Origin of the sequence: Enterococcus sp. DIV1083b, from assembly GCF_051713705.1 — a bacterium.
Taxonomy (GTDB): Bacteria; Bacillota; Bacilli; order Lactobacillales; family Enterococcaceae; genus Enterococcus_D; species Enterococcus_D casseliflavus.
In genome coordinates this window covers 2097644-2122225 of sequence record NZ_JBIOQJ010000001.1, presented here as the reverse complement: position 1 = coordinate 2122225, position 24582 = coordinate 2097644, and the positions used below count along the sequence as shown (strand labels likewise).

Genomic DNA, 24582 nt, shown 5'->3' with positions numbered 1-24582 from the left:
ATGAGCATGGACAAACGATCAATATATGACGGATTGAATCAGTTAGAAGTGGAGTTGCAAAATTCCTTGAATAATCTAGCGGAAATGAAGCAGTCTTTGCAAGAAATCGTCGAAAAAAATACGACATTAGAATTGGAAAATCAACGCTTACGTGAACACATTCGTGAGTTGAACCAAGTGGCAGATGCACCCGCTGAATCGGTCAAACAAGAGCTTTCTAAATCACGGATGAATTTAGAAAAGATTTACGAAGAAGGATTTCATGTTTGTTATGACTTATACGGTTCTCGCAGAGAACATGACGAACCTTGTGCGTTTTGTCTAGAAGTGATCTATCGTGAAAGCGGCAAATAGCTGACAGACGAAGCGGTTCGTTAGAAAAAAGATCAGTTTCTGCTGGTCTTTTTTTCGAAAGGAGCAGTACATGCAAAAGCAGCAAAGTTATAAACATGACACTGGAAAACTGTATCTTGTTCCAACACCGATCGGTAACTTGGAAGATATGACGTTCCGATGTGTCAAAATTTTAAAAGAAGCGGACCTGATCGCAAGTGAAGATACTCGAAATACCCAGAAATTGTTAAATCATTTTGAGATTGCGACACCGCAAAAAAGCTTACATGAACACAATTATAAAGAACGGGTGCCACAGCTGATAGAACAGCTGCAAATGGGCAAGACTATTGCCCAATGCAGTGATGCTGGTATGCCCTCCATTAGTGATCCAGGTCATGAATTAGTCAAGGCGTGCTTGGTCGAAGGAATCGCAGTGATTGCGCTCCCAGGACCTACGGCTGGTTTGACCGCGCTGATCGCTTCTGGCTTATCACCGCAGCCGAATCTTTTTTATGGCTTTTTACCTCGTAAGAAAAAAGAACAAAAGCAAGCGTTAAGTGAATTGGCAAGCCAAGAAGCTACGATGATTTTTTATGAGTCACCGTATCGAATCGCAGCGACGATCGAAACGATGAAAGAGGTATTGGGAGAACGTCAAGCAGTTATCTGCCGTGAATTGACGAAAATCCACGAAGAATACTTGCGAGGGACCTTTTCAGAATTGATTGAATACCTCGACCAACAACCAATCAAAGGGGAATGCTGTCTATTAGTGGAAGGCGCTTCTGAAATTCCTGAAGTCGTTTATGAAGGAAGCTATGCTGAACAGGTGGCAGCCTTGATGAAAGAGGTAGACTTGTCCTCAAAAGAAGCCATCAAAGAAGTGGCTAAACGCAATCAAGTGAAGAAACAGCTTGTTTATCAAGCCTACCATCAATTAGAAACGTAATCATACCGAGAATTCTCTCGGTATTTTTTTGTCTTTTTTCGGACTTGTGTTAAATTATCTCACATCGACAGTTAGCTATTTTCAGAAAATTCAAGATTTTCTCAGAAAAATCTAGATTATTTGAAAATATGATGTTAGGATAGCTAACATAAAGAAAAGGGGGCGTCAAAAATGAACACAGGGAATATTGCATTTATTTTAATTTGTAGCGGCATGGTTTTTCTTATGACTCCAGCATTGGCATTTTTTTACGGAGGATTGGAACGTCGCAAAAACATCCTCAATACCATGATGATGGTGATTTGTACGATGGGCTTGGCGTCTGTGCTATGGGTCGCTTTAGGGTATACCTTATCTTTTAGCGGCACAGGCTCATTTATTGGGAATTTAGATAAAGTCTTTTTCAATCATGTCTCGATGACAGAAGGAGAAGGGATTCCTGAAGGGTTATTTGCGGCCTTTCAAATGATGTTTGCCTTGATCACAACGGCGATCATTACTGGATCTGTCGTGGGCAGAATGCGTTTCTCAGCTATTTTCCTATTTATCGGCTTCTGGCTAGTTCTCGTGTATTTTCCAATGGCACATATGGTATGGGGCGGCGGTTTCTTAGATGCGATCGGCTCGATCGATTTTGCAGGAGGCAATGTCGTTCATATCAGTTCGGGTATCAGTGGGTTAGTCTTAGCGATCGTTGTCGGTAAGCGGCGAGAATTTCATCAAACCGAATATCGTCCTCATAATATTCCCTTTGTTGTACTAGGTGCTGGCCTTTTATGGTTTGGCTGGTTTGGCTTTAATGCTGGCTCTGCGTTAGCAGCTGATGGTCTAGCGATCCACGCCCTAATGACCACGAATACGGCAGCAGCCAGTGCGATGCTTTCTTGGATGCTGATCGAAAAAATCGTGTTGGGCAAACCGACGATCGTTGGTGCGTGTACTGGAGCCGTCGTGGGCTTAGTTGCCATCACACCAGGTGCGGGATTTGTCTCGCTTTGGTCTTCCTTTATCATTGGCGCTTTAGTCAGTCCGTTTTGCTACTTCTTTATTTCTGTCATCAAACATCGTCTAGGATTAGATGATGCGCTGGATGCCTTTGGCTGCCATGGCGTAGGCGGGATCTTTGGCGGTTTGATGACGGGGATCTTTGCGGATCCAGCAGTGGGTGGACGGTCAGGGTTGCTCTATGGCGGCGTTGATCTTTTTCTCGCACAAGCCGAAAGTATCGTATTTACGATTCTATTCGCAGGTATCTTATCCTTCGTCATTATCACTTTGATCAAATGGGTAATGCCGATTCGCGTATCGCAACAAGAAGAAGCAGTGGGGATGGATCGGATCGAACATGACGAAACGGCCTATCCTACCTTTATGGGGTTAGACTCTTAAGAGTGGAGGAGCAGTCATGAAAAAAGTTGAAGCGATTATTCGCCAAGAAAAATTAGAAAAACTAAAGGCCGCTTTGGATCAGTCTGATTTGATCAGCGGCATGACAGTCAGTCAAGTGCTGGGCTGTGGCAATCAAAAAGGCCTCAAAGAGTTTATTCGTGGCCAAGAAGTGATCACAACTCTTTTACCAAAAGTAAATGTCCGTTTTGTTTTAGCAGATGAAAAAGTCGATGCGGTGATTGAGCTGATTGTATCGATCTGTCGGACAGATGAAGTCGGTGACGGCAAAATATTCGTCTACCCGTTGGAAGAAGCGATTCGGATTCGCACTAATGAACGAGGGGAAGCTGCCTTATAGTAGAACTTCTTGGACCACGAAGAGGGCCGCAAAAGCAGTGAATGTAGAAGGAAGGAACTGTGACATAAGTCCATAGAAGAAAACCGCAAGAAATGACGAGAAATCGTTCATTTCTTGCGGTTTTTTGGGTAAAATAAAAAGGAGCACCGGTTGCCGCCAATGCCCCATCATTTAATCCTGAAAGGACTAAACAAAATGTATACTAATTATAACATGAATCAACTCACTTTGGATCTATCTACTTCATTTTCTCCAAAAGAAAATCATGTCGCCGTTTTTATCCATGAACTGGTCGAAGCGCTTCAGATTAATGACCCCTATCTTTTTGGTCGACCAAGAGAATATGATTTAGGTGCCATGTTGAAGTTGGTTCTTTTTGCGTATACGCGAGAAACCTTTACAAGTCGCAAGATTGAACGCTTAGCTGAAGAAAACCTATATGCTCGCTGGTTGACGCAAGAACGGGTTCCAACTTATCGAACGATCGCCCGTTTTTGTGTATCTAATGATGTGCAGGAGTTGACCAATAAAGGCTTAGATCAGTTGACAGAGTATCTGCGTGCACGGAATCTGATTGATGATGCGTTGTTTATTGACGGTACAAAAATCTTGGCAGATGCGAATAAGTACAGCTTTGTCTGGAAGAAAAACACGATCCGATTCGATCAAATGAATCGCGAAAAACTGCTTACTATGATGACGGAACTAAGAGAAGCGTATGCCCTGAAACAGATTCCCGAAGGGACGACCTTGACAGTAGACATGATAGATGAACTGTTAACACGGATGGAACTACGTCTGGAAGAATTAGAAAAAGAAGTTGAGGCAACGAAACGTCTTTCGCCAAATCCAGCGAAACAACAACGGCGAACGTTGAAAAGCCAAGTACGCAAATTAAATACAAAACGAGAAAAACTTCTGGAACATCAAACGCAGTTTTCTACTTATGGGACAAGAAACAGTTATTCAAAAACTGATCATGATGCGACATTCATGCGCGTAAAAGAAGACCCTATGAAAAATGGCCAACTTAAGCCTGCGTATAACCTGCAGATCGCTACTTGTAATCAATTTGTACTCGGCTACGATGTCTTTCAAAACCCAACAGACACTAAGACGCTGAAACCATTACTGGAAAAGATGAAGATTGCACAAAAGTCCCCTCATTATTTGGTCGCCGATGCAGGCTATGGTTCAGAAAGCAATTACCGCTATATAGAAGATGAACTTCCCCAGCATACTGCACTGATTCCTTATGGAACGATGTTTAAAGAACAAAGCAAGAAATGGCAGACAGATGATCGGAAAGTAATGAATTGGGATTATGAGCCTAAGGAGGACTTTTACATCGACCCCAAAGGGGTACGATTCAATTTTCATGCTTACCGTCAACGAACAGATGCGGATGGCTTTGTCCGAGATTTTAAAGAATACCAAGCAGAAAAAACGGATGCGAACCAAGCGCTCATTCCTGAAGCCTTAACCCCAAAGGGGAATCGCAGAAAGATCACTGTAAATCCGTCTTGGGAATACCATAAAGAAAAACAAAAAGAGCGCTTATCAACGCCTGAAATTCAAAAAATATATGGTCGGAGAAAGATCGACGTGGAAACAGTCTTCGGATTTATGAAGGCTTGTTTGGGTTTCACTCGATACACGGTTCGGGGCTTAGAAAAAGTCAGAAAACAGACGGGTTTACTCATTACGGCAATCAATATGATGAAATTGACAAAAATAGGTACTTGAACTACCCAAAATGAATAAAAAAAACAAGGAGCACTCGAAAAATCACATGATTTTCGAGTGCTCCTTATATTTTGGAGAGCGTAACTAATTAACTTATGTCACGCCCCCTTTTGCGTGCTTCCCTCGATTCCTTGCTTGATAGGGAACCTCTGTTCGTTTATAATAAGAAGTGAGGTGAACAACGATGTCGGAACTGCAATTTCCCTTAAAAAATGATACGAGCCGCAAAATTATTCATATTGATATGGATGCTTTTTTTGCTTCGGTGGAAGAACGGGATGATCCAGAGCTTGCTAAGCATCCCCTCGTCATTGCCCGTCACCCAAGTGATACTGGCGGACGAGGAGTGGTCACGACCGCCAATTATCTGGCACGACAATATGGCATCCACTCGGCAATGAGTGCGCAAAAAGCCTATGAGCTTTGTCCGCAAGCGATTTTTAAACCGGGAAATCATCAAAAGTATCGTGAAGTGTCCCAGCAAGTCAGAGAAATTTTTCATCGGTACACCGACATCATCGAACCAGTTTCTATTGATGAAGCGTATCTAGATGTCACAGTCAACAAGATCAATTGTCCTTCAGCAATTAAGATCGCTCGTTTGATTCAACGAGACATCTGGCAAGAGACTCATCTGACCTGTTCGGCAGGAGTCAGTTACAACAAATTCTTGGCAAAACTGTCTTCGGATTATCATAAACCACGAGGATTGACGGTGGTGATGCCAGATGAGGCAGTGGCATTTTTGCAACAATTACCCATTGATAAATTTCACGGGATCGGGAAGAAAACTGTTCCGCGGATGCATGAGTTAGGTATTTTTACAGGAGCTGATCTGTATGGCTGGAGTGAGATGGCGCTGATTCGTGAATTTGGCAAAATGGGGTATTCCTTGTATCGGAAAGTTAGAGGGATCCATGATTCCCCAGTTAGTGTGACGAGAGAACGGAAATCAGTTGGAAAAGAGCATACATACGGCAATCCATTAACCAGTGAAGAACAAGTATTGAGCCAGTTACGGGCTATCGCAGAAGAAGTCGAAAGATCACTGAAGCGCACACAAAAACATGGCAAGACGGTCGTGTTGAAAGTTCGTTACAGTGATTACTCTACGATCACCAAGCGAGTGACCTTGCCAACCTATGTTCATAAAAAAGAACAGCTATTTTCCGAAGCAAGTCTGATTTGGGAAGAAATTTTAGGTCTGGAAAAAGGCATCCGTCTTTTGGGGATCACCGTCACAAATCTTGATCCACTGACCTATGAAAATATCGTACTGCCCTTATGGCAACTATCTGACGAGCAGTAGGCTGAAGAGGAGGAGCAAAATGACACTCTATCAAGTATATGACACGATGACAGGATTGGCTAATCAGGAGCGAAGTGAAAAAATGGCCGCCTACATGCGGCATCAGTTTGATTTTTTAGGCATTCCTACGCCGTTGCGCCGCCAGCAGGAGAAAGCGACCTTCAAAGCAGCAAAACAAACGAAAACGGTTGATTGGGACTTTATCGATCATTGTTGGCAAAGCAGCTATCGGGAACACCAATACCTTGCGATTGATTATTTAGTGGTGATGGAGCCGTTTCTAGCAGCCATCGATCTGGCAAAAATTGAACAGCTAGTCATAACAAAAGCTTGGTGGGATAGCGTGGACGCCCTAAGTGAGGTTGTCAGAAAACTAGTTCGCCGACTGCCAGCGTTAAAAGCTGAAATGCTTCGCTGGAGTCTTGAGGAAAATCTTTGGCTGCGGCGAGTGGCAATACTCCATCAACTGCTGCAAAAAGAACAGATGGATCGACCACTGCTTGAAGAGGTCCTCGTCAATAATTTGGGGAGTTCTGAATTCTTTATCAACAAAGCCATTGGCTGGAGCTTACGAGATTATGGCAAGACGAATCCTCAGTGGGTCCAAGACTTTCTGCTTCGCTATCAAACAAGTCTGGCGCCTTTGACGATTCGTGAAGCAAGTAAGTACCTGTAAAAAGCTTGGTCACTGAGTTGATATAACATAAAAAAACACCGTGCATCATCTTTGAAGGAAGAGGAGGTGACCGCCAAAAGTTCGATTTTTTGGTCTAACTTTTGGGGTCACCTCAAGATGCACGGTGTTTTTAGTTTTTAAATTTGTTTTTTGATTTGTTCGTAGCTTGCTTCAGCATCTTTGCACTTTGCCCAGATAACCGCTTTTCCTTGTTCCCGAGATGCAGCAAGATCAATGATTCGTTGATTGCTGCTGCCGCGAAACTGCAAGTTTAAATTTCGTTTGCTCAGTTCAAAACGACCGTCGACTAAAATATCGATTTTGGATAAAAGTTCCAATTTATCGGGTGTTTCCAAAAGCAATTCTTCATAGGTGTAGCCTGACCAGCTCCAAATATCTTTGCTGTGCCCAAATTCAGCACGAACCCGATCAACGACTTTCAGACAGACTGTTGTGTTCAAGAAAGGTTCGCCGCCTAGGAGGGTCAGCCCTTGGACATAATCATGCCGCAGATCTTCGATGATTCGATCCTCTAGTTCTTGCGTAAAAGGTGTACCATAGCGAAAGTTTTGGACCGCTTTGTTAAAACATCCTTCACAAGCAAAGAGACAGCCGCTCACGTATAAACTATTTCGAATGCCTTCACCATCAACAAAGTTGAAGGCTTTGTAATCAGCAATATAATTTTGGCTATATTCTTTGGCTTGCCATTCTTTAGGTTTCGGATTTCTCATAAGAAAACTTCTTTCTATCATGAATTACAGGGATTGGTCTTCAAGAAAAGGAGTGTAGAAGAATTCTAGCACTCCTTTTTCGTTTATTCTTGCAAATGTTTGACCCGGGCAGAAATTTCTTTGTGCCGTCCATTGACCATTGGACGAGCTTGAGGATTTCCAAGATACCCACAGGTTCTTTTGACGACGTCACAACTTTTTGGGTCATGATTGCCGCATTGCGGGCATTCGAAGCCCCGTTCGGTTGGATTGAAATCTCCTTCATACCCACACTCATAACAGTGATCGATAGGGGTATTTGTTCCAAGATAGGCGACCCGATCATAAGCGTAATCCCAAACCGCTTCTAACGCTTTTGGATTTTGCTGCAAGACTGGGTATTCACAGTAATGAATAAACCCGCCAGAACAGTATTTTGGATATTCTTTTTCAAAATCAAGTTTTTCAAATGGTGTCGGATTTTTCCGCACATCATAGTGGAAGCTGTTGGTGTAGTATTCTTTGTCGGTAATGTTTTCAACTTCACCGAATTTTTCGGTATCTAAGCGGCAGAAACGATCAGTCAGGCTTTCACTAGGCGTCGAGTATACGCTGAAATGATAGCCGTATTCATCGCCCCAAGCATCTGCATGAGCTTTCAATTCTTTCACGATCGCTAGGGTAAAGGCTTTTGCTTCTGGATCTTGTTCCCATGTTCCACCATAAAAAGCCGAAGCAGCTTCATACAAACCGATATATCCAAGAGAAACAGTAGCACGTTTGTTTTTGAATAGTTCATTCACATTGTCTTTGCGATCCAAGCGTTCACCGAAAGCCCCATACATATAAAGGATCGGCGCATTCGCAGGGCTGGCTTCTTTACAGCGCTCCACCCGATAGACAAGAGCATCCTTGACGATTTGCAGACGATCTTCCAGCAGCGTCCAGAATTTTTCTTGATCACCATTTGCTTCTAAGGCGATCCGAGGAATATTCAATGTTACGACGCCTAGATTCATCCGACCGACATTGACTTCTTCGCCACGTTCGTTTTTCCAGCCTTGCAAGAAAGAACGACAGCCCATCGGCACTTTAAAGCTGCCGGTCAATTCAACCAATTTATCATAATTCAAAATATCAGGATACATCCGTTTGGTGGCACACTCTAAAGCCAGTTCTTTAATATCATAGTTCGGATCGGTAGGGGCCAAGTTGACGCCACGGCGAATACTAAAGATCAATTTTGGAAAAATAGCGGTACGCTTCTCACTGCCTAACCCGTTGATGCGAATTTGGAGAATCGCTCGTTGGATCTCCCGTTCGAACCAGTTGGTTCCTAAACCAAACCCAAGGGAAGTAAACGGCGTTTGTCCGTTTGAGGTGAATAACGTATTGATTTCGTATTCTAGACTTTGCATTGCATCGTAGATATCTTTGCGCGTTTTGCTCTTCGCATAAGCTTCCCGACGTTCAGGCGACTCGATCCATTCTTCGGCATCTTTTAGATGCTTTTGATAATTCAACTCAGCAAAAGGAGCCAATAATTCATCTGTTCGATCAGCAGAACAGCCGCCATATTGACTCGATGCTACGTTTGCAATGATTTGTGAGATTTGAGCGGTTGCCGTTTGGATCGATTTTGGCGATTCCACTTCGGCGTTCCCAATTTTAAACCCATTATTCAGCATGCCTTTAAAATCGATCAAGCAACAGTTGGTCATTGGGGTGTAAGGATGATAATCCAAGTCATGGTAATGAATGTCGCCTTTTTGGTGAGCATTTGCCACGTGAGGAGGGAGCATTTTCAAACCGATCGATTTTCCTACGATCCCAGCGGTCAAATCACGTTGTGTATTGAACACATTGCTATCTTTATTGGCATTTTCATTGACGACCGATTGATCTTTATTCATCAATTTGTTGATCGTAAAGTTGATGTCTGTGGCTTTGCTGCGCTCGAAATCACGATGGGTCCGATAGTTGATATATTCTTCAGCCAAGGCATACTCGTTTTTTGCTAACAAGATATGCTCGACGATATTTTGGATCTCATAGATTTTTACATTTGTACGAAAACGTTCCGCGATCTCGTGATCGACACTGTCAACGATCTCGGTGATTTTTTCGTGGTCGATGGGAGAAAGCTCGCCGTTGATTTTTCTTAGGGCTTTCACTAACGCATCGTAAATTTTTTGATCATCAAAATCGACAAGCCGTCCATCACGTTTTACGATTTTTAACTGACGCAAAGCGGACTGTCTTTCCAACCCTTGCTCAGGATTTCTCTTAATGTTCATCATTTCTACCACTCCTTATCTTCCTCAATATAATAAAACAAATTGCAGAAATGAGCAACTATATATAGTGGTGAATGAGGGTTGGTAAATTGGATATACACAATATATGGTGTATATTCATTGGGGTGTTTTCTGAGAAAACTGATAAGATTAAGGATTTGGTTGTTCCATGTTTCACATAATGAATAAAAAACTTTTTTAAATTTATTTTTTCTCTGTTTTGAAGCAGAAGTATTCAATGAAAAAGTATGCTACCATAAGGAGAGAATTTTATTAAAGGAGGGTTCTATGTGAAAAATATGATTGATGTGAAGCATCTGACCAAAAGTTACGGCACTCGTTTCAATCAAACCAAAGTATTAGATAACCTTTCTTTTGCAGTGGATCAAGGAGAATTTGTCGGGGTCATGGGGCCCAGCGGCGCTGGGAAAACGACCTTGATGAATCTGTTGTCTTCAATCATGCGACCTAGCTTAGGCTCGATCTATATCGATGGCAAAGACATTACCCGAATGTCGGAAAAAGCCCTCAGTGATTTTCGTCGTCAGCAGATCGGTTTTATCTTTCAAGACTTTAATCTTTTAGAGACGTTGACTGCCAGAGACAATATCTTGCTTCCCCTTGCCATTGATCGTTTGCCCGTGAGTGAAACCCAAGAGCGCATTGAACAAACGGCCAATTTGTTAGGAATCGAGCACTTGTTAGATCGCTACCCAGAAGAATTGTCTGTAGGGCAAAAACAGCGGGTCGCTGCTGCTCGAGCAATCATTAGTCGTCCGGCGGTCCTTTTTGCTGATGAACCCACTGGCGCCCTTGATTCAAAAGCGGCGACAGAATTGTTACGGTATTTAGCACAAATCAATCAACAAGAGAAAACAACGATCTTGATGGTCACCCATGATCCTTTCACCGCCAGCTACTGCAACCGAATTTTATTCATCCGAGACGGTGTCTTCTTTGCAGAAGTCGTCAAAAAAGGCGGGCGTCAGGAATTTTTTGAAAAAATCATCGATATGCAGGCAACGATTGGAGGCGGTCCGCGCCATGTTGTTTAAAATCGGCTGGCGGAGTTTTTTACGGCAGTTTCGCAACTATATGGTGTACTTTATTTGTATGATGACCGCCGTGATGATTTTCTATTCCTTTAACGCCTTGATGAATGATCGTCTGCTGAATCAACGGGTCCAGCAAGATATCCGCATTGAAGGGGTTTTAGGATTCGGCAGCAGTGTGGTTGCCTTTGTCGTCTTGTTTTTTATGCTGAGTGCCAATCATTTTTTTCTTAGTCAGCGACAAAAAGAAATCAGTGTTTACCAGCTTTTGGGGCTGCGGCAAGGTCGTCTGGCTTGGCTGTTGCTGCGAGAAACGTTTCTATTGAATTTTTTCTCTTTAGTGACCGGCATCTTTATGGGGATTATTTTTTCGAAATTTTTTTCTATGATTTTGATTCGAGCGATGGGCTTGAATTTAACGAGTCATTTCTTTAATTCGCCCCAATCGATTTTTTCAACGGTTTTTGTCTTTATCGCGGCGATGATTATTTTGAGTATTCAAGTGATCCTTTTTGTATGGCGTACCCCAATGAGTGAGCTGATCAAGACTGAATACCGCTTACCGATCAAGAAAATGAAAATGACCCCGTTTCGTTCATTAATGGGGGTTCTAGGTCTGATTCTACTGGGGGTAGGCTACTATTTGTCTTTGACCCTGCGGGAAACTTGGACCAACTATATCACGTACACACAAGATTTTTCAGCAATTTTATGGATTCCTTTATTGATTCTGTTTTGTTGTGTGACGGCAACCTATCTTTTTTTTGATTGCTCCTTGCCAGCATTGTTATATTTTTTGAGTAAGCCGAAAAAACGTCTTATCAAAGGGGCGAAACTGATTGCTTACAATAACGTGCGGGCTTACTTGCAAAGAACGTGGAAAAGCTATGCGCTTTTGACGATCATCACAGCGATCGCAATCTCCCTGATCGGGGGAACGATGGGGGTCATCTCATTAAACTATCAAGCAACGAACCGCATTTATCCAACGTCCTTTCAAGTGTCAGAAGAGCAGGCAGATACCTTGCGGGACCTTTTAGAAAAAGCCGATACACCGATTATTGCCGAACAATCGATTCCCTATAAAATGACCAATATGACGGTTCAAACCCGTTACCTTGGAGAGTTGCAAGACGAAAATATTGAAAATATCATGGTGAATCTGGTCGCTTTTTCTGATTATCAGCGTCTGCGAAAACTGGTTCCCGATGCCCCGGAGATTCAACTGAGTACCGATAAACAAGCGGTGCTTTTTGACAGTCAATACGATGTGACTCGTTCGTTCATCACCTATCGCGATGAGGTCAAAATCGGCAGTCAACATACGTTCAAACTCATTCAAGCAGAACAGGATTATTTTGGGGATTCTGCCTTGCGCTATTCCTTGCCGAATGTCCTTGTCATCCAAGATGATGCGTACCAGCAAGTTGAGGGCTTCACCTATAGCGTTGCTTATTTACAAACAGACAAGGTGCAAACGGAGAGCTTGACTCAGCTGCTAGATGAAGACCTACCGATTGAGTGGACGCATCCTTTGACCTATGAGTTTAGCGATGACCAAAAAAGCGTGCTTTTTTATCCAGAGACTGCCCGAGATTCCACCAGTGAGAATAACCAGATGACCGCATATCGACTGACCTTAGCGAATCGTTTTACAACGATGCGCGGCGTGCGGCGGCAAGCAGGAATCGTTTTGTTTGTGTCATTATTTGTAGGTGTGATCGTTTTGATCACGACATCCAGCAGTTTGATCGTTCGGCAATTTTCAAATACCGAGCGGGAGAAACACAATTACCGATTATTGACCAAACTAGGTTACACCCGAAAAGAAGTACGCAAACTCGTTTACTGGCAAAACATCTGGATTTTTATGCCAGGTACGCTACTGGCGATCTTGCATGCCGTCTTTGCCATCAATACCTTCACCCAAATCATCGACAGTCCTGGGTATTGGGTCGCTCATTTGTTTGCGGCAGTTGCAGCAGTCGTCTATCTATTTGCCTATTTGATTACCGTCAAGCTGTGTCTGCGAATAATTGAAACTTGATTGAATTCTTGATAAAACGATCCTTAGAATTGAAGCGAACCTTACAAGTTAGACCAAAAAATCTAATCTTGAGGATCACTACAAAACGAGGATCGTTTTTTCATTTAACCAATCTTTTTGTATTTCCCTCTGGCACCAGATTAAGAGAATGGTATAATCATAATCAATGAGACAAAGGAGGAAGCAAGATGGAGAAAAAAGAAGAACAGCTTTTAATAGACCTAACGACTGCACGTGGGGTTCCTGGGAATGAGGAGGAAGTGCGTGAAGTCTTTAAAGAATATGCCAAAGACTTTGCTGAAGATATCTTTTTTGATGGTTTAGGAAGTGTCATTGCCAAACATGTTGGTGATGGCGGTGGACCGAAAATTTTTATATCGGGACATATGGATGAAGTCGGCTTTATGGTAACTAAAATCACAGAAAAAGGCTTTATTGAATTCCAGACCCTTGGTGGTTGGTGGGGGCAAGTGATGCTGGCACAGCAAGTCGAGATCAAAACCAATGAAGGCAAATTGATCCACGGTGTCGTCGGTTCAAAACCACCCCATGTTTTGAGTCCAGAGACTCGAAATAAACCGTATGATATCAAAGATATGTTCATTGATATCGGCGCTTCAAGTGAAGAAGAAGCCAAAGGCTGGGGGATCCGTCCGGGAGATATGATCACCCCTTATATCCAATACAAACGGATGAACGACAGCAAATTTTTATTAGCCAAAGCATGGGACAATCGCATCGGTACGGCGGTATCACTGCGGGTATTAGAAACCTTGGCAGCAGAAGGACATCCCAACTGCTTGTTTGCTGGCAGTGACGTGATGGAAGAAGTTGGCCTAAGAGGGGCGCGAACAAGCACTCACTTAGTGAATCCCGATATCGCGATCGCACTAGATACTGGTACCGCTGGGGACACACCTGGAATGACACCAAAAGAAGCGGATTCTGTGTTAGGCAAAGGCCCACAAGTCCTGATTTTCGATGCTTCCATGATTCCTCACAAGAAATTATTGAATTTTGTGATCGATGTCGCAGAAGAGATGGAAATTCCTTTCCAATATACCGTAATCACTGGTGGAGGAACCGATGCTGGACAAATGCATTTGACTCGTGATGGGGTCCCTTCGATCGCTATTACCGTGCCAGTTCGTTACCTGCATTCTCATACTTCTGTCATTCATGAGGATGATTACTTCAATACAGTCAAGCTTGTAACGGAAGTGGTTCGCCGCTTAGACGATAAGACCGTTAAAGCATTGCGTAGCTATTAAGGTGAGTCTATGAGATCAAATACAATGATTCGAGAGACAGCTAAAAACTCCTTGCGCGGATTCTGGGGAACGTTCGTCTTAAGTATTTTAGCGACGGTTGCTGTACAAGCGGTCGTCAATTCACTGTTCAGTAGTTTAGGCTCTTCCGTAGGGACAACCAACGCAGGAAATTGGCTTGATTTTATTTTGGACAATTTTGTCTTCTTTGCGTTTTCAGTAGCATTGAGTATCATGGCACTCTATCTGGTTCGTGGCAGAGGAATCAAGGTGGCGGATATTTTTCTCGTATTTGATAAACGATTCTATGTGCCGTTTTTGCTATTAAATTTGGTGAGTACCTTCTTAAACTATCTTTTAAGCTTTGCGATTTTCTTGCCGCAATTTGTCTTATCAGGCCTTAATCAATATTTGGACTTGGTATTCAATTTTAATCGGGGAATCTCTATTGATTTGGCGATGTTTAATGGCTCCCTAGCTTTTGTACTCGGGACTTTTCTCGCCATCATTTTGTTCTTCTTTTTGTCACAAGTCGTTACTGGTGTGATCCAATTAGCGATCTATCTGCGCTATGATCAACCGGAATTAGGGGTTCTTCAGTCAATTAAAGTGGCCTTTGCGCTCTTGCGTCCACATCTGGGTCAATACATTTGGCTACAGTTATCATTGATTGGTTGGTTTATTCTCGGCTTTTTGGCACTGATGATCGGTATGCTATGGGCAAACGCCTACGCTTATGCAGTTAATGCAGTATTTTATGAGGAATTGATCAATGAACAACGAGCGCTGATCAGATAAACAAAAAAGACGATGGCCCATTGGTCTGGCTCCCTGCAGATAGAGTAAAAAACTCATTCATAGGGTTCTACCAATAGACGTCGTTTTTTTCTCGTTTTCTCGCTCTTTTTTTGCAAAAAAATGGTCGGATTTTAGTCAAATCAGCTGAGATGTGATAGCATAAAAGAAGTAGAAAACCAGCTTGAGCCAAAGAGGAGGAAACACAAGTGAAAATAACTGTCTTAGGTTGTTTAGGTGCCTATCCGTATAATGGTGAAGGGACTACTGGCTATTTAGTTGAGTCGGAAGGCTTTCATTTGCTGCTTGATGCGGGAAGCACCACCTTGGTCCAACTAGAAAAAATCCTTGATCCCTTAGACTTAGATGCAGTGATTCTGACGCATTACCATCACGATCATATTGCGGATCTAGGCGTATTGCAATACTATTGGCAATTATATCCAGGAAACGAAGAACGCCAGGTTTTGCCGATCTACGGACATGGGGAGGACACTGTTCATTTTGAAAGCCTGACGATGCCTGGAGTGACACAAGGAATTGATTACCTCCAAACGGAGTCATTGGAATTGGGCCCGTTTACCATTACCTTTATGAAAACGATCCATCCAGTCACTTGCTATGCCATGCGATTTGTTGAGAAAAGCACAGGCAAGGTTTTTGTTTTTACAGGCGATTCTGGCTACTTAGAATCTTTTGTTCCGTTTGCACAAGGAGCTGACCTGTTTTTGGCAGATACCTATCTTTTTGCAGGCAATGAGCGGCACAAGGCTCATTTTACGTCAAAAGAAGCAGGGGAGATTGCCCATGCGGCGCAGGTAAAAAAATTAATGTTGACGCATTTGCCGCAACACGGTGATTTAGAACAGTTACGAGAAGAGGCTGCACTAGCTGCCAATGGGATCCCCGTTGAATTGGCGGCTGTTCAAAAAATAATTGAAATCATCTAATTAGGAGGAACGAATAGTATGCTTTTTGTACCGAACGAACTGAATGACCCACGCATCAATTTAGCCATCGAGATTTTTCTTCTTCAAGAAATGAAAGTGGATGAACCAATCTTACTTTTTTACATTAATGAACCATCGATTATCATTGGACGCAATCAAAATACGATCGAAGAGATCAATAAGGAATATGTGGATGAACATGGGATCCATGTCGTTCGTCGTTTCAGCGGCGGCGGTGCAGTCTATCATGATTTCGGAAACTTGAATTTCAGCTTTATTATGCCTGACGATGGGAATTCTTTCAGAGATTTTGAAAAACTGACCAAACCAATCGTCCAAGCTTTACATGAGATGGGGGTTGAAGGGGCGCAACTAAAAGGCCGCAACGACCTTGTGATCAATGACATGAAGTTTTCTGGGAATGCGATGTACGCAACAAATGGTCGGATGTTTGCTCATGGCACGATCATGTTTGACAGTGACATCAATGAAGTAGTCAACGCCTTGAAAGTCCGTAAAGACAAAATCGAATCAAAAGGCATCAAATCGATCCGTTCAAGAGTGACCAACATCAAACCATTCTTGCCAAAAGAGAAGCAAGACATGACGACTGAAGAGTTCCGTCAAGAAATCTTATTGAAGATTTTTGGTGTCGATTCCGTGGAAGACGTCAAAACCTATGAACTAACAGAAGAGGATTGGGTCAAGATCAATGAGATTTCCGATAAGTATTATCGTAACTGGGATTGGAATTACGGCAAATCACCAGCCTTTGATATAGAACGTCGTCATCGATTCCCGATCGGCTCCATCGAAGTTCGTTTAAATGTGGCAGAAGGAAAAATCACAGATGCCAAAATCTTTGGCGACTTTTTCGGCCTAGGGGACATTGCAGATGTAGAACAAGCACTGATCGGTACTCGTTATGCCAAAGAAGATTTGGCACAAGTCATTGCCAACATTGATGTCAAAAAATATTTTGGCAACATCACGACTGAAGATTTTCTTTCATTGATTTATTAAAAAAAAAACGAAGCAGCCTTTTCCATCTGGCTGTTTCGTTTTTTATTAGTATGCGCGGGCGATCCAAACGGTGTGTTTGGCAGGTTTCCCGCTGACGATATCGACCGTTTTTTCCATTGGCGCTTCAAACGGAATGTTTCGGGTAGTAAAGCCAGTTTCTTCTTTGATTTTGGCTTCGGTTTCTTCCGAGCCGTCCCAACCGATCAAAACAAAACCAGTCACTTTGTCTTCTTGTTTGCACGTTTCGATATGGGCTTTTAGTTCATCCAATGTATCGATGTTGGTATACTCATTTTCTTTGTTTCGTTCCTTCGCAGCTGCTAATAAACGTGGAGTCATTGCTTGTAATTCTTGGTCAACAAACGCTTCTAATTCCTCAAGCGCCACCGTTTGCTTGTCAGGTAGGTCACGGACTTTGACCATGACTTTGCCAGCTTCTAAATCTCTTGGGCCACATTCGATTCGCAAGCAAGCGCCTTTTAGTTCCCATTCATTGAATTTATAGCCAGGTGAGTTATCAGAATCATCCAAACGAACACGAATGCCCTTGGCTTTAAAGTTGGCATACAGTTCTTCTAATTTTTCTAAGATGGCTGGATTCTTTTTCCAAGGACCGACTGGTAACAACACAACTTGGGTTGGTGCAATGGTTGGTGGGAAAACTAAACCATTTTCATCGCCATGGGTCATGATCAAGGCACCTAACAAGCGGGTAGAGACACCCCAAGAGGTTGTGTGGGCATGGGTATGCTTGTTTTCTTTCGTTAAATACGTAATATCAAATGCTTCAGCAAATTTTGTCCCCATGTAGTGGCTGGTTCCTGCTTGGACTGCTTTGCCGTCTTTCATCATCGCTTCGATCGAATACGTATCTACTGCCCCCGCAAAGCGCTCAGATGGGGTTTTTTGTCCACGATAAACAGGGATCGCTAGAAATTCTTCGCAAAGGCGGGCATATTCATCTAAGACTTTCATGGTGCGTTGACGAGCATCTTCTTCATTTTCGTGAGCGGTATGACCTTCTTGCCATAAAAACTCTGAGGTACGCAAGAAAGGCAGTGTTTTCTTTTCCCAACGAAAGACGTTTGCCCATTGATTGATTTCATAAGGCAGGTCACGGTAGGAGTTGATCCAATCAGAAAAGGCAGAGCCGATCATGGTTTCTGAGGTTGGACGCAAGGCCAAAGGTTCTTCCAGTTTTTCGTTGCCGACTTCTGTGACCCAAGGTAATTCAGGGGCAAAGCCTTCGATATGATCCGCTTCCTTCATAAAGAAATTTTGCGGAATCAGCATTGGGAAGTATGCATTGCGAATGCCTTCTTTTTTCAAGAAACGATTGAACTCCTCTTGAATATGTTCCCAAAGTTCGAAACCGTCAGGACGGAAAATAATGGAACCTTTCACTGGGGAGTAAGCCATTAATTCGGCTTTTTGGATCGTTTGGATATACCATTCTGTAAAATCATTTTTTTGTGTCATTGTTTTTCCTCCTTAAAAAAATAAAAAAGCATCTCGTCCTAAAAAAGGACGAAATGCTTGGATTTCGCGGTACCACCTTTGTTGATTATCAATAGGGATAATCCAACTCGTAAAGGATAAGGCCTTTCCACCGACCGTTTTGCGGTCATTGCCATTGGGTAGGTTCATTTTATCAGCGGGTGTCGATTTTTCAGCTACCATCGACTCTCTAAGACCATCATAAAATTACTATTCCAATGCTTGTTGCTGTTCTTTATCATGCTAAAGCGAAAAAGCGAAAAAAGCAAGAGTTTTTTCGCTTTTTCTTAAAATAGACCGTTTAACGTATCGGAGAAAAGGCAGTCAGTCAAAAGACAGCAGATCCGCTTTAGCGGCAAGTGTCAAACGCAAAAAATGAAAACCATCTGAATCCTCGATACGCAGACTTCCTTGATAGACAAGACAAATTTGTTCCAGCATTTGCACATCGGTATGGATCGCCTGTCGTTTTGCTTCGTCAGTTTGCAGTTTTTCTGCCTCATCCTCTGTTAAAAGCGGCATTTGACAGTCGATATGCAGCTGTTCTTTTGTGTCAGTCACTTTCAACGAAAGCCTGCGATTTTGAGGATCTGTGACCGAACAGGTGTAGCGGATGGCGTACTCTAAGCAATGGGCGATCAAGGACAGACGATCATTTTCTTCCAATCGTTCCAGTGGTTCCGTGAGGTCATCGCAGGTAAGCGTGATCCTTTTTTGAGCGGCGGTGTGTTGATAATCAGCAAGCAGCATCGTCGTGATCGATTCTTTTTCAACCGCAGGGATCGTTAGCTGCTGCTTGATTTCTTCTTCAATCTCGCAAAGACCTTCATACGCAGCCGCTAGTTGTTCATCTTCTAACATGTCCTTAACGGTATGGGTTCTCTTTTTGATGGTTTGTAAAACTTGCTGCCATTGTGCCGTTTGATCTGGACCGATCGCTTGCTGATTTTCATACAATCGCACTTTGATGTCTGCCGTGTCGATCTGCTTATTTTTGCCTTCACTGGCAAAAAAGAGTTCGAGGAACCCATAACAAGTAAAAATAAGTATCAGTAAGAAAAAGATGATCGAGCGCCAATTGATGTCAGATTGCGGGAGGACTAAAATATCCTGGATATACAAGAACCCATGACCGATTGCCGCGACAACGATCCAAGGTGCACAAAGGACATAAAATTGATTCTTTTTTAACGCCTCATAAATCGCCGCAAACGAAGTCACAAAGGTGCTGGTGATATTTAATAAAAACAGATAGTTCATGACGACAGGCAAACTTTGTTTTTGAAAAAGTGCCAGAAACATGGCAAAGATCCCGAAGGAGTAGTGAACAAACAACCATTTCTGATAATACTTACGTACGAAGTGCATGTTTGTGTAGTAAAACCCAATCAAAAACATGGGCGTAATAATCGAAAGAAAATTTAACATAAATGAATTCACGATGGGAGAAAAAAGCAGTCCGCCTAGCAGATCCCCGAAGCCGGCTTCTAAACCTGCACTTAAGGCAAAGCCACTGAATAAAATGGAAGATACTTTCAGCTTTCTTTGGTTGATAAAAGAAACGAAGAGATAAAATAAATTAAGGATACAAATAAATCCGGTAAATAAGAGGATATAGATATTCAAAATTGAAAGACTAAAAACATAACCGATCAATGCATTGGCAGGACCGAAAAAGACTTCGGCTGGAAAGCCAGAATAGGTGTCGAAAGGACTAGTCACGTAGATCTTCAACGTTTTTCCAACGTAATCCTCTGGCAATGTGATAAAAGATAAGGTTTTTCCGGGATGGTTGAAGGTCAATGAATGTTCGGCAGCTTCATTGGTATAAATTTCTTGATCATCCAAATAGACGGTCATGTGTTGATGATCGCCAATCAGTAGCATCGTTGGATATTTGTATTCATTGGTCATTTTTCGCTGCATGACAAATCGATCATTGGCTTTTACGCTAGGTAAATATTTCACATAACGGCTAATAAAAGTAGAATCAGGATTGTCTTCCGCATAAAAAATCCAATCTTCCTTCTTCTCCACGGTATGGTTATCAGAAGTAGGAGATAAGAAGAGTATAAGAAAAAAACCGATGCTTCCTAGCAAAAATAGAACGAGTAGGATAAAAGGAATCCAACGTTTTAAAAAGAACTTGTTATTTAAAAAAAGCATACTTTTTCTCCTATGTTTTTTAATCGCCTTTAGCATAATATAAATAGTAAAATAATGTCAAATAATAATCAGAAAAAATACGCATAAAAATTCAATGAATCGTTTTTAAATATTTGAAAAAAAATTAATTATGTTATAGAATCGAAAAAGAAACTGAGGCTTAGAAGGAGAAAAGAAAATGAAACTTTTGCCAAAACAAAGTATCATGCTCTCGCTTTTTGTACTGCTGTTTATGCTGATTTCTGTTTTAGCGGTCGTGATTCCTCATGCGTTTGGTTTCACAATGGCCATCGTTAACAGCGATGCAATGGAACCTACCTATTCCGAAGGGACATTACTTTTTGTTAAAAAGGCTTCAGAAGACAATTTGGTCGTTGGCAATGAAGTGACCTATTATGTCGATCACGGCAGACAGATGCGCACACGGCGAATCGTTGCAGTGGGAGAAAACCAATCGGTGCTTTATGCGATCGGTGATAACCAAAGCCAGATGGAACCAAAAGAAATCCAAAAAAGCCAATTGATTGGGCAACCCATTTTTTATATCCCTAAAGTAGGGGCTTGGTTCAATCAAACGACGATCCAGCTTTTTAAAAACATGTATTTCCTTTTCGCAATGTATATTTTAGTGACCACCTTGTTTGTAACGCTCTATCAAATCAAATCTGGATCCATAAAAAAATCAATCATCTCTTAGCCATAAGAAGGAAAAAGCCAAAGAAACGGCAGTGTTTCTTTGGCTTTTTCTCTTTTTCCCCTTCATAAGATCAGGGTTCCAGCGAGGCCGATTATCAGACAAAAAGATAGAAAGAGCATATCGGCGAAAGTGATGCGAAATGACTTGGCGTAGGTTCGCTTTGCCTCGCTGTCAAATCCTCTTGAAAGCATCGCAGTCGCCAAGAGCTCAGACCAACGAATCGATTTGACCAGTAAAGGGATCAGCATCTTGAATGAAAATGGATTGACGGGGATTCCTCTAGAACGCATGCTATTACGGATATTCTGATACTCGGCTGGAATGATGGGCGCAATTTGAAACGCAGCGAGCAGACCATAGGCAAAAACGGCGGGGAGTCGCAGCTGTTGCTGCAGCGAATAGATCAGCTCATTGATCGTGGTCGATACACTGAAAGAACTACCCAACATACCAAAGCAATAGATACGGCTCGCCATGTCAAGTCCATAGCGCATAGCTGCTGCTGAGGAGGAGCCACCTTGGTTGTCCTGGTAGTAAAGGAGTCCGGTGAAAAAGACCCCCACAGCTGCCAAGGTCAATGCAGAAACAAGCAAAAGGCTTTTTTTCAAAGAGCGTTCGTTTACAGAAACAGCAAAGAACAGGACACAGAGTAGCAGATTCAATCTGAAATTATTTTGAAAAGAAACCAGTAAGGCGAGTCCTAAAATGGCGAATAACTTGACTGTCGGGTTGAGGGTGCGCATCTATGTCCTCCTTTTCATAATGATTAAAATCAATGATTTGTGAACAAAATGCTTCCAATAATAAGACATCGTGACTAACGATCAACACTAAGGTGCCGCTTGCGGCTTTTTCGGCTAACAGCTGCATGACCTGCCAAGCTTGCTTGACATCTTGGCCATAGGTCGGTTCATCCACCAACAGTAATTTGACTGGTCGCTGCAATAAAGCTGCTACTGCCAAGCGTCTTTGCTGGCCTTGGCTGAGTAGAAAAGGGGACTGAGTGCTCTTGTTTTGCAGTCGCAATTTTTCCAGCAATTTGTCACTCTCGGTCGCTGCACGTCCTTGGCTAAGCTCCTGTGCCACTGTCGCAGCCAAAAACTGATCCTGCGGATTTTGCATGATCCAGCTGATGGACCGAAAAGGGGAGGGATGCTTCTTGATCGGATCCCCGCACAGGCGAATGGTTCCTGAGTACGCCTGCTGCTGCAAGATCGCTTTTAAAAAAGAAGATTTGCCGCTGCCGCTACGTCCGGTAAGCCCAATCATTGCCCCACTATCAAAGGTAAGATTCGGAAAAACAATCGCTTGGTTACGGATCGGCAGGCGAAAATCTTGAAAAGATAGCCGCTCTTTTGCAGAAAGTTTCTTAATCTCAACAGGCGGTAGTGACCTGCGCAGCTCCTGATCGAGTGTGCGCATCTTTTCTTGATCGACGGATCTGAACCCTTCTTCAATCAGCAGCCACTCAGCCACCCAGTCAGCAGTTTCTTTGATTTGATGGTCGATCAGTAAGATGCCAATGGCATGTTGCTTTTGGAGCTGTCGCAGTTTTCGAATGACTTTTTGACTTGTGTCGGCGTCCAAATTGGCAAATGGTTCATCCAAAAGCAAGTAGCGACTCTTTAAAATCAGACAACAAGCCAATGCTACTAACTGTTTTTCACCGCCAGACAGAGTCGTAAAGGGCTGATCGGCAAGATGGCTGATCTCGCAAAACGTCAAGGCTTCCGCTACTTTTATTGGCATGTCGGCTTGGGGAGTACATTGATTTTCAAGACAAAACAGTAGTTCTTCTCGAGGAGTAGCCATACAAAATTGCATATCAGGATTTTGAAACAGTAAGCTGATCGACGTGCTTCTTTCTCGAATGGAAAGCTGGTTTAGCGTTCGGTCATCGATCGTATAGGTTCCTTCTTCAAACCCTTTATCGTTAAGCCCCGCTAAGAGGTGGAAAAGAGTGCTTTTGCCTGTTCCTGAAGCACCATAGATTCCTTTTGTTTCTCCGGGGGCTAAAGACAGTGTCAGATCAAGCCGTTTTTGATCCACAAAAAAGCAGCCGTTTTTCACGAGCAGACTCATGCCGCTTCTCGTTTGGCGCTAATGGTTTGGTCTTCAGCAATCGGGTAACTGTTGAGAACGCCCATGCGTGTCAGATGGTCACAGACGATCTTCACCAAAAAGGCGGAAAAGAATAAAGAAGAAAGCAAGCGAATGATAAAAATCAGCGCCAACAACTGCCATTGCAAGTCAACGAAATTTGACCGAATGATCCCCCAAAGAAAACTCGTGATCGTGGCGCCAATGGCACCAGTGATCAAAGGGAACCAGCCATAGCGACGGTAGCCACCCAATGCAAAGCCAGCTTCTGTTCCAATCCCTTGTACAAACCCGCTGATAAAAATAATCGGTCCATAAAAATTCCCCATAAACACTTCTAAAAGTGCGGCGATCATCTCAGTGATCGTCGCTGCGCCCGGTTTACGCAGCACATAGCCAGCAAAAGCCGCTGCCATGAACCAAACCCCGAAAATAAACTCATTCGCTAAAACAGACAAACCAAAGGGGGTTAAAAGCGTACCTAACAACAGCCCAAAATGAACAGCGCCCAAATAGATCACGCCAAAAATCAACGAAGCGATCCCCACCATAATGACATCTTTTAAGACCCATTTAGTCATGCGACACCGCCTTGTCTTTGGAAGGACTGTTGACTGAGACCGTTGCTTCTAACACATAATGGGGGAGATGGTCATGGGCATACGCTAATGCCGCTTCAAAATACCCAAAGAGTTGGTTGGCCGTTCCCGTCAGCATCGTGACATAATGGGCGGAGCGAGGCGCCAGACCATAGGTTTCTGCCAGTTGGACGATGGTGGCGATTTCTTCCATATAATTGTTTTCCCCAAATACATAAAACGAATATTTGCAATCCACGTCAAACGTACCATTTACAAGATTGCTTGCTTTATTGGGTTGTGCCTGTTCTCCATTCAAAAACGCGTCACCTGCAGAATCGCCAGGACAGCCCTTGGAAAAAGTAAACTCACCCACGAGGTGTGTCTTGGATTCGTAAGCGTTGATAAATAGCCCAGCTGCCGCATCGACAACACTTGGGGCTTCCCCTCGGAAAAGGGTGCTGAACAGATCGGTTTGCTGCCAAACAGCTGTTGTATCCGTCCGCTCAATGCTCGTTACGATTTGTTGCGCAAAGTGGTCTTTCATGGGGTACAAACTTACTCGGCACCCAGTGATATCGATCCCGCCTGCGGTACAGGCGATTGGTTCATTTGTCATTTTCTCTTCTCCTCTCG

22 protein-coding genes and 1 other annotated feature are annotated in these 24582 nt (G+C 43.0%); of the genes, 14 read left to right on the top strand and 8 right to left on the bottom strand.

Features of this window, described 5'->3' with window-relative positions:
* The first annotated feature begins 6 nt into the window (after positions 1-6).
* The 7 genes from IGI69_RS09780 (at position 7) to IGI69_RS09750 (ending at position 6763) form a co-directional block, all read left to right on the top strand.
* Positions 7-354 carry a DNA replication initiation control protein YabA gene (locus IGI69_RS09780; RefSeq protein WP_026008088.1) on the top strand — a complete coding sequence of 116 codons (348 nt, stop codon included), beginning with the start codon at positions 7-9 and terminating at the stop codon, positions 352-354.
* 70 nt (positions 355-424) lie between these two features.
* Positions 425-1285, top strand: coding sequence for a 16S rRNA (cytidine(1402)-2'-O)-methyltransferase (rsmI, locus tag IGI69_RS09775; RefSeq protein ID WP_438740677.1), 861 nt, complete (start codon positions 425-427; stop codon positions 1283-1285).
* Positions 1286-1456: 171 nt separating this feature from the next.
* A complete protein-coding gene (locus IGI69_RS09770; RefSeq protein WP_005229828.1) occupies positions 1457-2674 on the top strand; it encodes an ammonium transporter in 1218 nt (405 codons plus the stop codon).
* A 16-nt stretch (positions 2675-2690) separates the two neighbouring features.
* Positions 2691-3032 carry a P-II family nitrogen regulator gene (locus tag IGI69_RS09765; protein ID WP_438740675.1) on the top strand — a complete coding sequence of 114 codons (342 nt, stop codon included), beginning with the start codon at positions 2691-2693 and terminating at the stop codon, positions 3030-3032.
* Positions 3033-3227: 195 nt separating this feature from the next.
* On the top strand, positions 3228-4778 hold the full coding sequence (locus IGI69_RS09760; RefSeq protein WP_074536951.1) for an IS1182 family transposase: 1551 nt from the start codon (positions 3228-3230) through the stop codon (positions 4776-4778).
* A gap of 184 nt (positions 4779-4962) precedes the next feature.
* Positions 4963-6087 carry a DNA polymerase IV gene (dinB, locus tag IGI69_RS09755; protein WP_005229832.1) on the top strand — a complete coding sequence of 375 codons (1125 nt, stop codon included), beginning with the start codon at positions 4963-4965 and terminating at the stop codon, positions 6085-6087.
* Between the two features lie 19 nt (positions 6088-6106).
* Entirely contained in the window at positions 6107-6763 is a 657-nt protein-coding gene (locus IGI69_RS09750; protein ID WP_074535176.1) for a DNA alkylation repair protein, read from the top strand.
* Positions 6764-6900: 137 nt separating this feature from the next.
* Here the strand turns inward: IGI69_RS09750 and nrdG are convergent, their stop codons facing one another.
* Entirely contained in the window at positions 6901-7497 is a 597-nt protein-coding gene (nrdG, locus tag IGI69_RS09745) for an anaerobic ribonucleoside-triphosphate reductase activating protein (protein WP_005229836.1), read from the bottom strand.
* A gap of 83 nt (positions 7498-7580) precedes the next feature.
* Entirely contained in the window at positions 7581-9776 is a 2196-nt protein-coding gene (gene nrdD, locus IGI69_RS09740) for an anaerobic ribonucleoside-triphosphate reductase (RefSeq protein WP_034869343.1), read from the bottom strand.
* Positions 9777-10063: 287 nt separating this feature from the next.
* Here nrdD and IGI69_RS09735 point away from each other — a divergent pair, with 287 nt between their 5' ends.
* From IGI69_RS09735 to IGI69_RS09710, 6 genes are all read left to right on the top strand, one after another.
* Positions 10064-10828 carry an ABC transporter ATP-binding protein gene (locus IGI69_RS09735; protein WP_005229848.1) on the top strand — a complete coding sequence of 255 codons (765 nt, stop codon included), beginning with the start codon at positions 10064-10066 and terminating at the stop codon, positions 10826-10828.
* Positions 10818-12872 (top strand): FtsX-like permease family protein, encoded by a 2055-nt coding sequence (locus IGI69_RS09730; protein ID WP_438740671.1) that lies wholly within the window; start codon positions 10818-10820, stop codon positions 12870-12872. The genes IGI69_RS09735 and IGI69_RS09730 overlap by 11 nt, the downstream gene beginning before the upstream one ends.
* Positions 12873-13060: 188 nt before the next feature.
* Positions 13061-14143 carry a M42 family metallopeptidase gene (locus IGI69_RS09725; RefSeq protein WP_010749523.1) on the top strand — a complete coding sequence of 361 codons (1083 nt, stop codon included), beginning with the start codon at positions 13061-13063 and terminating at the stop codon, positions 14141-14143.
* 9 nt (positions 14144-14152) lie between these two features.
* A complete protein-coding gene (locus tag IGI69_RS09720; RefSeq protein WP_240934886.1) occupies positions 14153-14938 on the top strand; it encodes a DUF975 family protein in 786 nt (261 codons plus the stop codon).
* A gap of 206 nt (positions 14939-15144) precedes the next feature.
* A complete protein-coding gene (locus IGI69_RS09715) occupies positions 15145-15885 on the top strand; it encodes an MBL fold metallo-hydrolase (RefSeq protein ID WP_060793059.1) in 741 nt (246 codons plus the stop codon).
* Between the two features lie 18 nt (positions 15886-15903).
* Positions 15904-16908: a lipoate--protein ligase gene (locus tag IGI69_RS09710; protein ID WP_087627656.1), complete on the top strand. Its 1005-nt coding sequence runs from the start codon at positions 15904-15906 to the stop codon at positions 16906-16908.
* A 45-nt stretch (positions 16909-16953) separates the two neighbouring features.
* On the opposite strand, the gene proS is transcribed toward IGI69_RS09710, so the two are convergent.
* A complete protein-coding gene (gene proS, locus IGI69_RS09705; protein WP_142968228.1) occupies positions 16954-18387 on the bottom strand; it encodes a proline--tRNA ligase in 1434 nt (477 codons plus the stop codon).
* 41 nt (positions 18388-18428) lie between these two features.
* Positions 18429-18633, bottom strand: a binding site (T-box leader).
* Between the two features lie 96 nt (positions 18634-18729).
* Complete coding sequence (locus IGI69_RS09700) at positions 18730-20571, bottom strand: hypothetical protein (RefSeq protein ID WP_438740668.1); 1842 nt, start codon at positions 20569-20571, stop codon at positions 18730-18732.
* A 178-nt stretch (positions 20572-20749) separates the two neighbouring features.
* Here IGI69_RS09700 and IGI69_RS09695 point away from each other — a divergent pair, with 178 nt between their 5' ends.
* On the top strand, positions 20750-21268 hold the full coding sequence (locus tag IGI69_RS09695; protein ID WP_167827059.1) for a S24/S26 family peptidase: 519 nt from the start codon (positions 20750-20752) through the stop codon (positions 21266-21268).
* A gap of 62 nt (positions 21269-21330) precedes the next feature.
* On the opposite strand, the gene IGI69_RS09690 is transcribed toward IGI69_RS09695, so the two are convergent.
* From IGI69_RS09690 to IGI69_RS09675, 4 genes are read right to left on the bottom strand one after another with little or no spacing between them, the layout of a single operon-like run.
* The gene (locus IGI69_RS09690; protein ID WP_081116613.1) at positions 21331-22011 is read right to left on the bottom strand and encodes an energy-coupling factor transporter transmembrane component T; all 681 of its coding nucleotides are present in this window, start codon (positions 22009-22011) and stop codon (positions 21331-21333) included.
* On the bottom strand, positions 21938-23350 hold the full coding sequence (locus IGI69_RS09685; RefSeq protein WP_438740665.1) for an ABC transporter ATP-binding protein: 1413 nt from the start codon (positions 23348-23350) through the stop codon (positions 21938-21940). Before IGI69_RS09685 ends, IGI69_RS09690 begins: the two co-directional genes overlap by 74 nt.
* Entirely contained in the window at positions 23347-23949 is a 603-nt protein-coding gene (locus IGI69_RS09680) for an ECF transporter S component (protein ID WP_005229875.1), read from the bottom strand. Before IGI69_RS09680 ends, IGI69_RS09685 begins: the two co-directional genes overlap by 4 nt.
* Positions 23942-24565, bottom strand: coding sequence for a YkoF family thiamine/hydroxymethylpyrimidine-binding protein (locus IGI69_RS09675; RefSeq protein ID WP_194193740.1), 624 nt, complete (start codon positions 24563-24565; stop codon positions 23942-23944). The genes IGI69_RS09680 and IGI69_RS09675 overlap by 8 nt, the downstream gene beginning before the upstream one ends.
* Positions 24566-24582 lie beyond the last annotated feature (17 nt).